The organism is Bradyrhizobium sp. USDA 4506 (assembly GCF_054058795.1).
Window position 1 is genome coordinate 2,590,920 of record NZ_JBSSBM010000002.1, and the last position, 15,864, is coordinate 2,606,783.

The following is a 15,864-nucleotide window of genomic DNA, read 5'->3' on the forward strand; positions in this document are numbered from 1 at the left end:
TTATGCCTTGGCGGGCAGATTGTAAGCGCAGAAGCGTTCGATTGAGCCGAGAATGTCGTCAGCTGATTTGGTCCATCGGAACGGCATTGGGTCAGCGTTGTGATGGTCGATGAAGGAGGCAATCTCGGCCCGTAGCGCCGCCACACTGCGATAGATGCCGCGCCTAATCTTACGCTCGGTGATGAGTGCAAAGAAGCGTTCGACCTGATTGAGCCAGGATGAACTGGTTGGCGTCAGGTGGACGTGCCAGCGCGGCCTCTTTGCCAGCCAGTTGCGGATCAACGGCGTCTTGTGGGTTGCGTAATTGTCCATGACGAGGTGGACGTCCAGATCGTCTGGAACCGCAGCTTCGATCTCATCGAGAAACTTGCGGAACTCTTTGGCACGATGGCGTCCATAGCATTTGCCAATGACCCGGCCGGTTGCGACGTCGAGGGCGGCAAACAGCGAGGTGACGCCATGGCGTTTGTAGTCGTGACTACGGCGCGCCGGCTGGCCAGGTCGCATGGGCAGCATGGGCTGGCTGCGATCCAGCGCCTGGATTTGCGACTTCTCATCGACACACAGTACGATGGCGCGCTCGGGCGGAGCTACGTAAAGGCCGACGATGTCGCGAACCTTGGCGACAAAGTCGGGGTCGGTTGAGAGCTTGAAGGTCTCCAACCGATGCGGCTGCAAGCCGAAAGCGCGCCATATACGCTGTACTGTTGAGACTGACAGCCCGCTGGCCCGCGCCATGCTGCGCGAACTCCAGTGGGTGGCCCCGGGAGGCTGGGTCTCAAGGGTGCGAACGATCACCGCCTCGATCCGGGCATCCTCAATCGTGCGTGGCGTCCCCGATCGCGGCTCGTCCCAAAGACCTTCAAGCCGATGCTCGGAGAACCGCCGCCGCCATTTGCCGACCGTGTCGGGATCGACAGCCAAACGGGCCGCCACGACCTTGCTCTGCTCGCCCTCAGCACAGGCCAGGACGATCCGAGCCCGCAGCGCCAACGCCTGAGCAGTGCTTCGACGCGACGCCAACGATGTCAACTCAGCACGTTCCACCTCATCAAGCTCCAGCGGAGCAAAGCGCCGACCCATCGCCAATCCTCCCCAAATCAGGAGAGTCCGCTATCATCGAGTCGATTTGGAGTCCGCCGAACTTTTGATTCAGGACACTAGAGCATGGCCCGGAAAAGTGCGAAGCGGTTTTCCCCGCGACAAACGCGAAGCGTTTGCGCGGCCTTGCTCAAAAATAAGGGACTTACGCCGCCTTCGCCGGCGCCGTGGGTTTTGCCGCCGGCGGCTTGACCGGCTTGTCCTGCCGCTTCGACCACGAGATGTAATAGGCCACGATCGTCATGATCGCGATGCCGGAGATGCTGACGAAGATCTGCGCGAACAGCGAGCCCGAGCTCATCGAGAGCTCGAAATGTCCGACAAAGGACAGGAACACGCCGACGCAGAACACCGCCAGCGACTGCTGGCCGCAGACGATCAGGGGATCGAACACCTTCCACTCCAGCGCCGCCCAGTCCTTCGGGATGAAGCGGATCACCAGCACCGTGATCACCACGAAGTGCAGGAAGCGATACGGCGCGAGGTTGGTCTTGTCGTTCGGGTTGAAGGCCGAATAGAGCCAGTCCGGGAACATGGCGCCGAAGTCCGGGAAGCGGCCGGCCATCGTCATGATCAGCGCGAAGATCATATAGGCGATGCAAAACCACAGCGTGTAGCGCGAGTTGATGATGCGCATGTTGTTGCGGGCGCCGCCCATCGCGCACCACGAGCCGAACACGAACAGCACCTGCCAGGCGAACGGATTGAAATACCAGCTGCCGGCCGGGTAGGCCGGCAGGTTCCAGCCCTGGTGGCGCGACACCAGCCACAGCACGAGCGAGGCCGCCATGGTCCAGTTCGGCCGCCGCAGCATGAACCACAGCACCGGGGGGAACAGGCCCATCAGCACGATATAGAGCGGCAGCACGTCGAGATTGACCGGCTTGAATTTCAGGAACAGGCCCTGGCGCAGCGTCTCGGTGGCGTTGTCGACGAGGCCGGCGACGTTGAACTCGTTGATGATCTCGGAATCGCCGAAGCGCAGCGCCAGATAGCTGATCGAGGCGATGTAGATCACGAACAGGATGATATGGGCGACATAGAGCTGCCAGACCCGCTTGGTCAGCCGGGTGGCGCCGACGATGAAGCCGCGTTCCAGCATCATGCGGGCATAGACGAAGGAGGCGGTGTAGCCGGAGATGAAGACGAACAGGTCCGCGGCGTCGCTGAAGCCGTAATTCCGCGTCGTGATCCAGTTCACGACGTTGTCGGGGATGTGATCGAGATAGATCGCCCAGTTGGCGACCCCGCGGAACAGGTCGAGCCGGAGGTCGCGTCCTTTTTCGGGCAGGGTAGCGTGGATTTCCATGGCGCGCCGTTTCCTCGAGGTGATGCTTGTCGAGAAGATCGCGCCGCGGGCCCGGGGGACTGCTAAGGGAAGCCTCCCGAGGCCAGATTGTCACAGCGCGGTAGAATGACTATACCGGTCCGGCGAAGGCTGCCTCCGAGATCGAGGAATCACCGATCAGATCGTTGATAGGTGTCTCTATACTATCCCGGTGGTTTCCTTCAAATCGCTTCCATGTCGCACATCCCACGGGGCCGACCATCCATGACCGCACGCATTTTTAAGCCCGCCAAAAACGCGATGCAATCGGGACGTGCCAAGACCAAAGAGTGGCAACTGGACTACGAGCCGGAGCAGCCGCGCTCCGTGGAGCCCTTGATGGGCTGGACCTCGTCCACCGACATGAAGCAGCAGCTGACGCTGCAGTTCGAGACCAAGGAAGAGGCGGTCGCCTATTGCGAGCGCAAGGGCATCGCCTACCAGGTGATCGAGCCGAAGGATTCGGCGCACCGCCAGATCGCCTATGCCGACAATTTCGCGTTCCGCCGTTGGGAGCCTTGGACCCACTAAGGTTGGACCCACTAAGTCCTGACTGGCGCCCGGATCAGCTCGCCGCGGGCGCGGCGAGGGCGCCCGGGATCGGCAGCGGCGCGTCCTTGGAGACGCCGAGCACCGGAAAGCTTCTGATCTTACGCACATTGGGCAGGCCGGCGAATTGCAGCAGCTGCTGGCGCATGTCGTCGACGCTGGGCGCGACGCATCGGAGCATGAAGTCGGCATCGCCCGAGATCCGCCAGCATTGCAGGAAGCGCGGCACGGCCGCCACATCAGCCTCGAACGCCTCGATCGCGCTCAGGGTCTGGCTGTCGAGCTGGATCAGCACGAAGGTCGTCACCTCATAGCCGAGCAGCCGCTCGTCCAGCGTGGCGCGGATCGCCTGGATCACGCCGCGGCTGCGCAGGGCGCGAACCCGGCGCAGGCAGGGCGGGGCGGTGATGCCGACCCGTTCGGCGAGCTCGTTGATCCTGATCCGGCCGTCCCGCTGCAACTCGGACAGGATCCGCAGATCGATGTCATCGAGCTGTGGGCGCTCGGTCACGGTCACGAGCCCGCCACGGCGGCGCGCCGGCTGTCGCTGCCGTGGCTCGCCTGGCCGATCGCAGCCCGCGGCGCGACGCCCGACAGCACCAGCTTCTCATGCGCCGCGATGATGGCGTCGCGGGTCAGCCGGCCGCCGGGGCGGTACCAGGTGCACAGCCCGGTGAGCAGCGCCAGGATCGCGAAGGTCGCGACCTGGATGTCGACCACCTCGAACGCGCCGTCCGCCGCCCCGTCGGTGAGGATCTGCGCCAGCCGCTGCTCATAGGCGCCGCGCAGCGCCACCACCGCGTCGTAGTTCTTCGCATCGAGGCTGCGCAGCTCGGAATTGGCGATGAAGACCTCGCGCTTGCGGGTCATGTGGTAGGTGACGTGGAACGCGACAAAGGCGCGCAGCTTCTCGACCGGATCGGCCTTGCCCTCGAGCGCAAGATCAAGCTCGCGCAGCAAATCGTTGATATGGTCCTGGACCAGATCGAACAGCAGGTCCTGCTTGGTTGAGATATGGTTGTAGAGTGAGCCTGCCTGGATGCCGACCTCGGCGGCGAGCTGGCGCAGGCTCATGGCCTCGTAACCGTGCTCGAAGATCAGGCGCACGCCGGCCTTGCGGATCGCCTCCAGCGTGGTGGGGCCGTGTGAGCCGATCGTGCGTGCCATCGGGGCCTCGGAGGGTGTTGGCTTGCCAGGGAGGACCAGGAAACAAGCGAACGACCGTATGTATATCGCATGAAATCCCAGTGAATTCAATGAACTGCGGATTTCGCCCGCAAACCATAGCACGATTGCTTGCGAAGCCAAGAAAAAAACGTATGATCGTTTAATTGCAAGATGAATCTCACGGGAGGGATCATGGCCTCGAACCAGGCGGCAATCTTCAATTTCGACCTTGGCGAGACCGCGGATGCGATCCGCGAGACGGTGCATGATTTCTCGACCAACGAGATCGCGCCGCGCGCCGCCGAGATCGACCGCAGCAACCAGTTTCCGCGCGACCTCTGGCCCCGGATCGGCGCGCTCGGCCTGCACGGCATCACCGTCGAGGAGGAGTATGGCGGCTCGGGCCTCGGCTATCTCGAGCACTGCATCGCGGTCGAGGAGATCTCGCGGGCGTCGGCCTCGGTCGGCCTGTCCTACGGCGCCCATTCCAACCTTTGCGTCAACCAGATCCGCCGCAACGGCAATGAGGCGCAGAAGCGCAAATACCTGCCGAAGCTGATCTCCGGCGAGCATGTCGGCTCGCTCGCGATGTCGGAGCCGTCGGCGGGCTCGGACGTGGTCTCGATGAAGACGCGCGCCGACAAGAAGGCCGACCGCTTCGTCCTCAACGGCAACAAGATGTGGATCACCAATGGCCCGGTCGCCGATACGCTGGTGGTCTACGCCAAGACCGATCCGAACGCCGGCCCGCGCGGCATCACCGCCTTCATCATCGAAAAGGGCATGAAGGGATTTTCCACCGCGCAGAAGCTCGACAAGCTCGGCATGCGCGGCTCCGACACCTGCGAACTGGTGTTCGAGGATTGCGAGGTGCCGGAGGAGAACGTGCTCTCCGAGGTCGGCCGCGGCGTCAACGTGCTGATGAGTGGTCTCGACTACGAGCGCGCGGTGCTGGCGGCGGGGCCGATCGGCATCATGCAGGCCTGTATGGACGTGGTGCTGCCCTACGTGCACGAGCGCAAGCAGTTCGGCGAGCCGATCGGCTCGTTCCAGCTGGTGCAGGGCAAGGTCGCCGACATGTACACCACGATGAACGCCTCGCGCGCCTATGTTTACGCGGTGGCGAAGGCCTGCGATCGCGGCGAGACCACGCGCGAGGACGCCGCCGGCGCCATCCTCTACGCCGCGGAGAAAGCCACCCAGTGCGCGCTGGATGCGATCCAGCTGCTGGGCGGCAACGGCTACATCAACGACTATCCGACCGGCCGCTTGCTGCGCGACGCAAAACTCTACGAGATCGGCGCTGGCACCAGCGAGATCCGCCGCATGCTGATCGGCCGCGAGCTGTTCGCCAAGACAGCCTGATGTCTTCTCCCTCGCCCCGCGCTTGCGGGGAGAGGGGCTGTCACCGCACCAGTGGTGGCAGTTGTGCTCGCCCCGGCACGATAATTGACCTTGAACCCTACCGATACTCCAACGAAACGTGCAACACCGATGCCGCTTCATTCGACGATCGATCCCACATCTTCTGAATTTGCCCGCAACGCCGAGGTGATGCGCGGCCTGGTCGCGGAGCTCCGCGGCAAGCTCAACCAGGTGGCCGGCGGCGGCGGCGAGACCTCGCGCAAGCGGCACACCTCGCGCGGCAAGATGCTGGCGCGCGATCGTGTCGATCTCCTGGTCGATCCCGGCACCGCGTTCCTCGAGTTGTCGCCGCTCGCCGCCAACGGGCTCTATGGCAGTGACGTGCATTCCGCCAGCGTCATCACCGGCGTCGGGCGCATCGCGGGGCGCGAGTGCATCATCGTCGCCAACGACGCCACCATCAAGGGCGGCACCTATTACCCGATGACGGTGAAGAAGCATCTGCGCGCCCAGGACATCGCGCGGCAGAACAATCTGCCCTGCGTCTACATGGTGGATTCCGGCGGCGCCTTCCTGCCGCTGCAGGACGAGATCTTTCCCGACGAGCGGCATTTCGGCCGCATCTTCTACAACCAGGCCCAGATGTCGTCGCAGGGCATCCCGCAGATCGCGATCGTGATGGGCTCCTGCACCGCTGGCGGCGCCTATGTGCCGGCGATGTCCGACGAGAGCATCATCGTGCGGAATCAAGGCACGATCTTCCTCGGTGGTCCGCCGCTGGTGAAGGCGGCGACCGGCGAGGTCGTCACCGCCGAAGAGCTCGGCGGCGCCGATGTGCACTCGCGCCAGTCGGGCGTGACCGATCATTATGCGCAGAACGACGCCCACGCGATCGGGATCGCGCGCCGCATCGTGGCGACTCTGAAGCAGCCGGTGAAGGCACAGCTCAACATGCGTTCCCCGCAGGATCCGCTGTTTCCGGCCGAGGAGATCTACGGCGTGGTCTCCGCCGACGGCAGAAAACCGTTCGACGTGCACGACATCATCGCGCGGATCGTCGACGGCTCCGAATTCGACGAGTTCAAGAAGCTCTACGGCACCACGCTGATCTGCGGCTTCGCCCATATCTTTGGCTATCCGGTCGGCATCATCGCCAACAACGGCATCCTGTTCAGCGAGAGCTCGCTGAAGGGCGCGCATTTCATCGAGCTGTGCTGCCAGCGCGGCATTCCGCTGGTGTTCCTGCAGAACATCACCGGCTTCATGGTCGGCAAGAAATACGAGGCGGGCGGCATCGCGCGCGATGGCGCCAAGCTGGTGACGGCGGTCGCCACCGCCGGCGTGCCGAAATTCACCGTCGTGATCGGCGGCTCCTACGGCGCCGGCAATTACGGCATGTGCGGCCGCGCCTACAGCCCGCGCTTCCTCTGGCTGTGGCCGAATGCGCGCATCTCGGTGATGGGCGGCGAGCAGGCCTCGATGGTGCTGAGCCAGGTGCGGCGCGACGGCATCGAGGCCAAGGGCGAGAGCTGGTCGGCGGAAGAGGAAGACAAGTTCCGCGAGCCGATCCGCGCGCAATACGAGAAGCAGGGCAATCCCTATTACGCCACGGCGCGGCTGTGGGATGACGGCGTGATCGATCCGGCCGATACGCGCCTCGTGCTCGGGCTTGGGCTGTCGGCGGCGGCGAACGCGCCGATCGAGCCAACGAAATTCGGCCTGTTCAGGATGTGACCCAGGATCTGATCATGGACCGCTCAAAACTCACCCGGCGTTTCCGCACGCTTCTGATCGCCAACCGCGGCGAGATCGCCTGCCGCGTCATCCGCTCGGCGCGCGCCATGGGGCTGCGCACCGTCGCGGTTTATTCCGAGGCCGACCGCGGCGCGATGCATGTCGCGCTCGCCGACGAGGCGGTGCTGCTCGGTCCGGCCCGGGCGCGCGACAGCTATCTCAGCATCGAGCGCGTCATCGCCGCCGCCAAGGAGACCGGCGCCGAGGCGGTGCATCCCGGCTACGGCTTCCTGTCTGAAAATGCCGAGTTCGCGCAGGCCTGCCTCGAGGCCGGTCTGGTGTTCGTCGGCCCGACCGCCGAGATGATGACGGCGATGGGCTCGAAGTCCGGCTCGAAGGCGCTGATGGAGAAGGCCGGCGTGCCGCTGGTGCCGGGCTATCACGGCGAGGCGCAGGACGAGGCGACGCTGGCAGAAGCCGCCAACCGGATCGGCTTCCCGGTGCTGGTGAAGGCGTCGGCCGGCGGCGGCGGCCGCGGCATGCGTGTGGTCAATTCGGCGGCTGAGCTCACGGCCGCGATCACCAGCGCCAAGCGCGAGGCCAAGGCGGCGTTCGGCGACGACCGCATGCTGATCGAGAAATACGTGCAGAACCCGCGCCACATCGAGGTGCAGATCATCGGCGACAGCCACGGCAATCTGCTCTCGCTGTGGGAGCGCGAATGCACGCTGCAGCGCCGCCACCAGAAGGTGATCGAGGAGGCGCCGTCGCCGACGCTGAACGCCGCGCAACGCGAGACGGTTTGCGAGGCCGCCCGCAAGGCCGCCGGCGCGGTCAACTATATCGGCGCCGGCACCATCGAGTTCGTCTCCGACGGCAAGGACGTGTTCTTCATCGAGATGAACACCCGCCTGCAGGTCGAGCATCCCATCACCGAGCTGATCACCGGCGTCGATCTCGTTGAATGGCAGCTGCGCGTCGCTTTCGGCGAGGCGCTGCCGCTGAAGCAGGACGAGATCAAACTGAACGGGCATGCCATCGAGGCGCGCGTTTACGCCGAAAATCCGCAGAAGAACTTCATGCCCTCGGTCGGCCGCATCAAGACCTGGCGGACGCCGCCGGAAGGCGACGGCCTGCGCATCGATGCCGGCTATCGCAGTGGCGATAACGTCTCGCCTTACTATGACGCGATGCTCGCCAAGGTGATCGCCTGGGCGCCAACGCGCGAGGGCGCGATCGACAAGCTCAATCGCGGGCTGCAGGAAACCGATGTCCGCGGCATCGTCACCAATATCCCGTTCCTGTCGGCGCTGGTGACGCATCCGGACACACAAGCCAATGCGATCGACACCGGCTTCATCGAGCGCGAGCTAAAGAACCTGACATCGGGTACCGGCACGGCCGGCGAGTTCGAGCTCTGCGCGGCAGTCGCCGCAATCGTCAACGACGAGCAAAAGGCGGCGCAGCGCGAGGCCAACTCGCCCTGGCAGGCGTTCGGCTGGATGCCGGTCGGCCGCCGGCAGCGGGTGTTTTCGTTCCGGCAGGGCCATGGGCCCGCGCAGACGATCACGCTGCACTATGGCAACGGACCGTCGACGCTCACGGTCGGCGGGCGCGAACTCGTCTTCGCCATCTCGTCAGCCGGCGATGACGGCTTTGACCTGACGCTCAAGGGCCTCAAGTCGCGTATTGCCTCGGTCATCGAGGGCCACGAGCTTTACTTGCGCACCCGCAACGGCCGCTTCGACCTGCACTGGGTCGATCCGTTCGGCGGCGAGAGCGAGGAGCAGGTCGGCGAGGACAAGATCGTGGCGCCCTTGCCGGGCACCGTGGTCGCGCTGCTGGCCGAGGAGGGCGCGAGCTTGGAGAAGGGCGCCCCGATCCTGACGCTCGAAGTGATGAAGATGGAGCAGACCCTGCGCGCGCCCTATGCCGGGGTGCTGAAGAAGCTCAAATGCAAGGTCGGCGACATCGTCGGCGAGGGCGTCGAGCTTGCCGAAGTCGAACCTGCGGCCGCGTCATGAGCGATCAGATCCAACTCATCGAGATGGGGCCGCGCGACGGCCTGCAGAACGAGAAGACGCCGGTCAGCGTCGAGGCGCGCATCGCCTTCGTCGAGGCGCTGGTGGCGGCCGGGCTCAATACCGTCGAGGTCGGCGCCTTCGTGTCGCCGAAGGCGATCCCGCAGATGGCGAGCTCCGATCAGGTGCTGCGCGGCGTCAGCCACATCAAGGGCGCCGAATTCCACGTGCTGGTGCCGAACGAGAAGGGCTATGACGCCGCGCGCGCGGCCGGCGCCGAGGTGGTCTCGGTGTTCGCGGCGGCCTCCGAAGGCTTCTCGCGCGCCAATATCAATTGCTCGGTCGCGGAATCGATCGAGCGCTTCAAGCCGGTGCTGGCGCGCGCCAAGGCCGACGGCGTCAAGGTGCGTGGCTATATCTCCTGTGTGCTCGGCTGTCCGTTCGACGGCGAGATCAAGCCGAAGGCGGTCGCCGACCTCGCGGTGACGCTGTGGGATCTCGGCTGCTACGAGATCTCGCTTGGCGACACCATCGGGGTCGGCACGCCGCTGAAGGCCAAACGGATGCTGCGTGCGGTCGGTTCTGAGTTGCCGATCGGCAACCTCGCGATGCACTTCCACGACACCTACGGCCAGGCGCTCGCCAATCTCTACGCCGGCATGGAGGAGGGCGTCCGCGTCATCGATGCCGCCGCCGGCGGTCTCGGCGGCTGCCCCTACGCCCCCGGCGCCACCGGCAACGTCGCGACCGAGGACGTCGCCTACATGCTCGAGGGCATGGGCGTGAAGACCGGGATCGATATGGACAGACTGCTGGCCGCGACCAACGAGATGGCCGGCTTGCTCGGCCGTCCGCCGGTCAGCCGTGTTGCGTCCGCGCTCAACGCGAAGCGCACGCGGCTCGCCAAATCGTAAATTGTGGGATGCTTGGAGCGATTTGGGATTGCAGCCGCCTCAATCTTCGGCGGTCGCGCCCGGAGTTATGCGCTGCGAAGCGCAGATTCAAGGCACATAGTCGCGCCCCTGGCTTGCGCAATCTGGGCTCCCGAAGCTGGACTCTCGACCCATATGCGCATGGTGCGACAGCGCTTCGCGCTATCGCCGCCCTCCTTGAGGGCGTTTCCTCCCTAGACTTGGGCCGCTTGTTGTTTCGAGCGGCCCTTTTTCTTACGCCGCCGGAGCATTGACCGTCGCGATCACGGCCCTCATATCGGTCGCCAGCTCGCGATAGTGCCCGCCCAGCCGCTGGTATAGCTCGCGGTTGCTCCCATCCAGCGTCCTGCTAGCGATCAGCTCGCATTCGTCGGCGAGGATCTCAAATCGTTCCAGTTTTGCTTGGAGAGCAGACATGGCGGGCGTTTCCCTGACACCGTTACTGAGGGAGTTGCGACGCTACTACTCGGACTGCGTCTAACACAGCATAATTATAGGGTAGAATTAAATTCTTCCCGGCAGCGACTTTGACCGATTGATGGGAGCGGACTTGTCCGCCGTAGCTCTAACAGCGAAGGCGGAAGCGCATGAGCGTTTCGAGGAATTCCGGAGGCAAATCGCAGCGCTCGGTATGAGGTGAGCAACTGACGATGCGGCGGAGCCGTAATCGGATCGGTAGTGCGCAGCGAAGCCCATCAATTCAGTATCCGCGGCGCAAATGATGGGTATCGCTTCGCTCTACCCTATGAGCGAGTCCTTCCGCCGGATGGAACCCGTTTTGCGGCGCACACAGCCGCCGTCATCGGCTCGGCTCCCGATTAAACCCTCCCGAAAGCGTTCATGGCTTGGTGACTCAAACGTGCTGAGGTGAGAGGGCTCGCAATTGCTCCAGGTGGATTCTCGCCATGTCCGGACAGGTGTCAGCTTCCCGCGGCCGAACGTTTCTGGCCGGAAAGATCGTCTTCAATTTCGGCCGGTCGGCCTTCGACTGCACGGTCCGCCAGCTCACGGAGACGGGCGCCACCGTGGAACTCGAAAGTGTCGTAGGCATTCCCGATCACATTCAACTGTTGCTCGTCGGCAGCAATCAGGTGAAGCCATGCAAACGGCTGTGGCAATCGGACCGCCAGCTCGGCCTGGCTTTTGAAGAGCAGCAGGCCAACGCTGCGGCGCCCACGCCTGCCGCTCCTGCGCCGGCCGCCATTCCGGAGCGGCGCAGCGGCGATATTCTGCGCGGGCACATGCTGGCGCTGCGCGCGGCGCTCGATCAGATACCCGTCGGCATCCTGCTGTTGGACGTGGAGCTGAAGGCCCAGTTCATCAACCGCGCGTTTCGGAACATGTGGCGGCTTCCGGACGAGGTGGCCGACCGCAACCCCAGCTTAACCGACCTGATGCATCACGGCTGCAAGACGATGGCCTACGAGCTGCCGGCCGCGCAGCTCGAAGCCTATGTTGCCGAGCGCGTCCGCCTCGTGAACGTCGGGGACCCGAGCCCGATCGATCTCAGGCGCAGCAATGGCGACGTGGTTCGATGTCAGTGCACGCCGCTGCCCGACGGCGGCCGGATGGTGAGCTACACGCCCGTGACCGACATCGTGCGCGCGTCCGACAAGCTGAAGGTGCTGACCGGCGCGCTCGAGACTGTGGAGGACGGCGTCGTCCTGCTCGACCGCGATCTCAATGCGATCTTCCTCAATCGGCGAATGCGGGAATTCTGGGAGGTGAGCGAGGAGGAGGTCGCGCGGCATCCGGCATACATCACACTGCTCACGCGCAACCGCCGCGCCGTTCCGACGGGCGCGACCCCGGAGCAGATCAGGGCCTTTCCTGCGAAGCGGATTGCGGAGATCAAGGCAGGCGATCACAAGCGCGACGTGCAGACGCCGGACGGCCGCCATATCAGGATCCATTGCTCGACGATGGCAAACGGCGGTCGCATGCTGACCTTCGTCGACGTGACCGATCTCGTACGCAACGCACGGCAGCTGGAGGTGCTCGCGACCACCGATCCGCTCACCGGATTGTTCAACCGTCGGCACTTCCTGGCGACGCTGGATGCGGAGTGGAGCCGGTTCCAGCGCTACTATCGTTCGGTATCTGTGCTGATGGTCGATATCGATCACTTCAAGAGCATCAATGACCGCTTCGGACATGCGGTCGGTGACGAGGCCATCAAGGCTGTTGCCGGGATATGCATTCGGGGCAAGCGCAAGTCCGACGTCGTCGGCCGCGTTGGAGGCGAGGAGTTCGCCGTCTTGCTGCCGGAGACCACATTGTCGCGCGCTCGAACCGTCGCCGAGCGCATCCGCAAGAGGGCGGAAGCGCTGTCGTTGAGGGCTGATGATCGACTGGTGCCACTGACAGTGAGCATCGGCGTTGCCGAGGCCCTCACAAGCATGCCCGGGATTGATGCCCTGACGAAGGCCGCCGATGCGGCGCTCTACCAGGCCAAGGAGCACGGCCGGAATCGTACGGAGTGCTGGTCACCTCCGTCGCCACCGAAGCTGGCCGCCGGGTAAATTGCAGGATGGAGGGACTTGTCCGCCGTAGCCCGAAGAGCGAAGGCTGAAGCGATACGCCCATCGCGTCACCGCGAATTGGATGACATCGCTGCGCATCGGTGGAACGACGAGTACCATCCATAACACCCGCTGCGGAGTATGGGTCCCGGCCTTCGCCGGGACGACGGCGGAGGACGTGTCCTCTCGGCTCAGCAACTGGCGCCTCTCGAATACTGGATCACTCGCACGCGCACGCGGGTGATGACACCGAATACGCTGTTTGACAGTTGAATCCGTGAGCAGGGGCTGGCCTTTCCCGCTACTCCAGCGGGTTCCATCACAAGGCGGCAATCTATCGGCTATGTGGTCGGGCCCGCGTCTGGTTCCTATAAGGACTGATAATACATGGTTGCCTGGCGGCCACGATTGTTGCGATGTTGCAACGGTGCTTGAACATTTAACCTTAAAAGCACCCGGTCCGCACTCGCGCCGCTTTTTAGCCACACCCCGACATGAAAGGATATTCACGTAGCTGAATAGCCAGCGCTCCGACGACGGGACATTTTTTCGGGTTCCGGCGTTGATGGAGGAAAGAGCGCCGGGAACAGGGTCGCGATGGACGCCAAGACGAACATCAAGGGCAGGCTGCCCAGCCGTCACGTGACGGAGGGCCCCGAGCGCGCACCGCACCGGTCCTATCTTTATGCGATGGGGCTGACGACAGCCCAGATTCATCAACCCTTTGTCGGCGTTGCTTCATGTTGGAATGAAGCCGCTCCCTGCAACATCTCGCTGATGCGCCAGGCGCAGGCGGTGAAGAAGGGCGTGGCCTCGGCCGGCGGCACGCCGCGCGAGTTCTGCACCATCACCGTCACCGACGGGATCGCGATGGGTCATGACGGCATGCGCTCGTCGCTGCCGTCGCGCGAATGCATCGCCGATTCGGTCGAACTGACGGTCCGCGGCCACTCCTATGACGCGCTGGTCGGGCTCGCCGGCTGCGACAAGTCGCTGCCGGGCATGATGATGGCGATGGTCCGCCTCAATGTTCCGTCGATCTTCATCTATGGCGGCTCGATCCTGCCCGGCAACTTCCGCGGCCAGCCGGTCACCGTCCAGGACATGTTCGAGGCGGTTGGCAAGCACTCGGTCGGCGCCATGTCGGACGAGGACCTCGACGAGATCGAGCGGGTGGCGTGCCCGTCGGCCGGCGCCTGCGGCGCCCAGTTCACCGCCAACACCATGGCGACCGTCTCCGAGGCGATCGGACTCGCGCTCCCGTATTCCGCCGGGGCTCCGGCGCCCTACGAGATCCGCGACTCCTTCTGCGCCGCCGCCGGCGAGAAGGTGATGGAGCTGATCGAGAAAAACATCCGGCCCCGCGACATCGTCACCCGCGAAGCCCTTGAAAATGCTGCGGCCGTGGTTGCAGCCTCAGGTGGTTCGACCAATGCTGCGCTGCACCTGCCGGCGATCGCCCATGAGTGCGGCATTAAATTCAATTTGTTCGACGTTGCCGAAATCTTCAAAAAGACTCCTTACGTCGCGGATTTGAAGCCGGGCGGCCGTTATGTTGCCAAAGACATGTTTGAAGTAGGTGGCATTCCGCTGCTGATGAAGACGCTGCTCGACAATGGCCACCTGCACGGGAATTGCCTGACCGTCACTGGCCGAACGATCGCCGAAAATCTCAAAAGCGTGAAATGGAATCCGCACCAGGATGTGGTGCGGCCCGCCGACAATCCGATCACCGTGACGGGTGGCGTTGTCGGGCTAAAGGGTAATCTCGCTCCGGAGGGTGCGATCGTGAAGGTCGCGGGAATGTCCAACCTGAGGTTTACCGGTCCGGCCCGGTGCTTCGACCGCGAGGAAGACGCCTTCGAGGCGGTGCAGAAGCGCACCTACAGGGAAGGCGAGGTGATCGTGATCCGCTATGAGGGGCCGAAGGGCGGTCCCGGCATGCGGGAGATGCTGGCGACCACGGCGGCACTGACCGGGCAGGGGATGGGCGGCAAGATCGCCCTGATCACCGATGGCCGGTTCTCCGGCGCCACCCGTGGCTTCTGCATCGGACATATTGGACCTGAAGCGGCCGTCGGCGGGCCGATCGGGTTGTTGCAAGACGGCGACATCATCGAGATCGATGCGGTCTCCGGCACCCTTAACGTAAATTTGAGCGACGCCGAACTCGCAAATCGTAAGACCAAATGGGCCCCTCGCGCGACGAACCATACATCTGGTGCGCTGTGGAAGTACGCCGAGCAAGTGGGGCCGGCGGTAGATGGCGCAGTCACCCATCCGGGTGGCGCGTACGAGAAACAGTGTTATGCGGACGTTTAGGCGTACGATATTGGCGTTTGCGTTAGGGGCCATCCCCGGTGGCGGGCCCCGGATTCGGATTCGACGGCGCCCCGGTCAACCCACAAGATACGGTTCTTCCTGTGGTTTCCCCGCAGCCGGGGACCGCCGGCGCGCTGAAACGGGCCGCCACCCCGGTGGCGCCTGCGGCGACCTCGCCGACCTCGTCGTTCAGCACGCTGCAGTACCAGGCCGAAGGCGGCCACCCCGTGGCGCAGTGGAAGCTCGGCAAGATGTACGCCGAGGGCGACGGCGTCATCCAGGACGACATGCGCGCCTTCGAGTATTTCAGCCGGATCGCCAATGCGCATGCCGAGGATTCCCCGTCGGCGCCGCAGGCCTCGATCGTGGCCAACGCCTTCGTCGCGCTCGGCCGCTACTATCTGAGCGGCATTCCCAATTCCAAGGTCAAGGCGGACACCGAGCGGGCGCGGGAGATGTTCTCCTATGCCGCATCCTATTTCGGCAATGCCGACGCCCAGTATGATCTTGCCCGGCTCTACCTGAAGACGCCGGACGCCTCGCGGGACGACTTCCGCTACGGCGCGCGCTGGCTCGGCCTTGCCGCCCAGAAGGGCCAGCATCAGGCGCAGGCGCTGCTCGGCCAGATGCTGTTCAACGGCGACCGCCTGCCGCCGCAGCGGGCACGCGGCCTGATGTGGCTGACGCTGGCGCGCGACAGCGCGACGCCGGATGAGGCCTGGATCAAGGAAAGCTACAACCGGGCGATCGCCAAGGCCTCCGAGGACGATCGCGCGATGGCGCTGCAGATGCTCGAGCACTGGGTGCAGGGCCGCCGGGATTGA

12 protein-coding genes and 1 pseudogene are annotated in these 15,864 nt (G+C 64.3%); 8 read left to right on the forward strand and 5 right to left on the reverse strand.

Annotated elements, in window-relative coordinates; genetic code table 11:
* Both ACVIHF_RS14305 and ACVIHF_RS14310 read right to left on the reverse strand, forming a co-directional pair.
* A complete protein-coding gene (locus tag ACVIHF_RS14305) occupies positions 1-1,083 on the reverse strand; it encodes an IS630 family transposase (RefSeq protein WP_253604297.1) in 1,083 nt (360 codons plus the stop codon).
* A gap of 163 nt (positions 1,084-1,246) precedes the next feature.
* A complete protein-coding gene (locus ACVIHF_RS14310) occupies positions 1,247-2,410 on the reverse strand; it encodes an OpgC domain-containing protein (protein WP_050384313.1) in 1,164 nt (387 codons plus the stop codon).
* Between the two features lie 243 nt (positions 2,411-2,653).
* Here ACVIHF_RS14310 and ACVIHF_RS14315 point away from each other — a divergent pair, with 243 nt between their 5' ends.
* Positions 2,654-2,959, forward strand: a complete 306-nt coding sequence (locus ACVIHF_RS14315) for an ETC complex I subunit (protein WP_016846428.1) — start codon at positions 2,654-2,656, stop codon at positions 2,957-2,959.
* Between the two features lie 34 nt (positions 2,960-2,993).
* On the opposite strand, the gene ACVIHF_RS14320 is transcribed toward ACVIHF_RS14315, so the two are convergent.
* Complete coding sequence (locus ACVIHF_RS14320; protein ID WP_028332152.1) at positions 2,994-3,488, reverse strand: Lrp/AsnC family transcriptional regulator; 495 nt, start codon at positions 3,486-3,488, stop codon at positions 2,994-2,996.
* A gap of 2 nt (positions 3,489-3,490) precedes the next feature.
* Positions 3,491-4,144 carry a TetR/AcrR family transcriptional regulator gene (locus tag ACVIHF_RS14325; protein ID WP_253608716.1) on the reverse strand — a complete coding sequence of 218 codons (654 nt, stop codon included), beginning with the start codon at positions 4,142-4,144 and terminating at the stop codon, positions 3,491-3,493.
* Positions 4,145-4,336: 192 nt separating this feature from the next.
* On the opposite strand from ACVIHF_RS14325, the gene ACVIHF_RS14330 reads away from it, so the two are divergent.
* The 4 genes from ACVIHF_RS14330 to ACVIHF_RS14345 all read left to right on the forward strand — a co-directional run bounded on the left by ACVIHF_RS14330 (position 4,337) and on the right by ACVIHF_RS14345 (position 10,178).
* The gene (locus ACVIHF_RS14330) at positions 4,337-5,509 is read left to right on the forward strand and encodes an isovaleryl-CoA dehydrogenase (protein ID WP_456780610.1); all 1,173 of its coding nucleotides are present in this window, start codon (positions 4,337-4,339) and stop codon (positions 5,507-5,509) included.
* 129 nt (positions 5,510-5,638) lie between these two features.
* Positions 5,639-7,243: a carboxyl transferase domain-containing protein gene (locus tag ACVIHF_RS14335; protein ID WP_253608714.1), complete on the forward strand. Its 1,605-nt coding sequence runs from the start codon at positions 5,639-5,641 to the stop codon at positions 7,241-7,243.
* 14 nt (positions 7,244-7,257) lie between these two features.
* A complete protein-coding gene (locus tag ACVIHF_RS14340) occupies positions 7,258-9,267 on the forward strand; it encodes an acetyl/propionyl/methylcrotonyl-CoA carboxylase subunit alpha (RefSeq protein ID WP_253608713.1) in 2,010 nt (669 codons plus the stop codon).
* Complete coding sequence (locus ACVIHF_RS14345; RefSeq protein ID WP_456780609.1) at positions 9,264-10,178, forward strand: hydroxymethylglutaryl-CoA lyase; 915 nt, start codon at positions 9,264-9,266, stop codon at positions 10,176-10,178. The genes ACVIHF_RS14340 and ACVIHF_RS14345 overlap by 4 nt, the downstream gene beginning before the upstream one ends.
* A gap of 252 nt (positions 10,179-10,430) precedes the next feature.
* Here ACVIHF_RS14345 and ACVIHF_RS14350 read toward each other — a convergent pair whose 3' ends face one another.
* Positions 10,431-10,613, reverse strand: coding sequence for a hypothetical protein (locus ACVIHF_RS14350; RefSeq protein ID WP_092083416.1), 183 nt, complete (start codon positions 10,611-10,613; stop codon positions 10,431-10,433).
* Positions 10,614-11,101: 488 nt separating this feature from the next.
* Here ACVIHF_RS14350 and ACVIHF_RS14355 point away from each other — a divergent pair, with 488 nt between their 5' ends.
* The 3 genes and pseudogenes from ACVIHF_RS14355 to ACVIHF_RS14365 all read left to right on the forward strand — a co-directional run bounded on the left by ACVIHF_RS14355 (position 11,102) and on the right by ACVIHF_RS14365 (position 15,864).
* Entirely contained in the window at positions 11,102-12,718 is a 1,617-nt protein-coding gene (locus tag ACVIHF_RS14355) for a diguanylate cyclase (RefSeq protein ID WP_456792185.1), read from the forward strand.
* 597 nt (positions 12,719-13,315) lie between these two features.
* A complete protein-coding gene (ilvD, locus tag ACVIHF_RS14360; protein WP_253608710.1) occupies positions 13,316-15,040 on the forward strand; it encodes a dihydroxy-acid dehydratase in 1,725 nt (574 codons plus the stop codon).
* Positions 15,027-15,864 (forward strand): annotated as a pseudogene (locus ACVIHF_RS14365) (tetratricopeptide repeat protein). The gene ilvD and the pseudogene ACVIHF_RS14365 overlap by 14 nt, the downstream one beginning before the upstream one ends.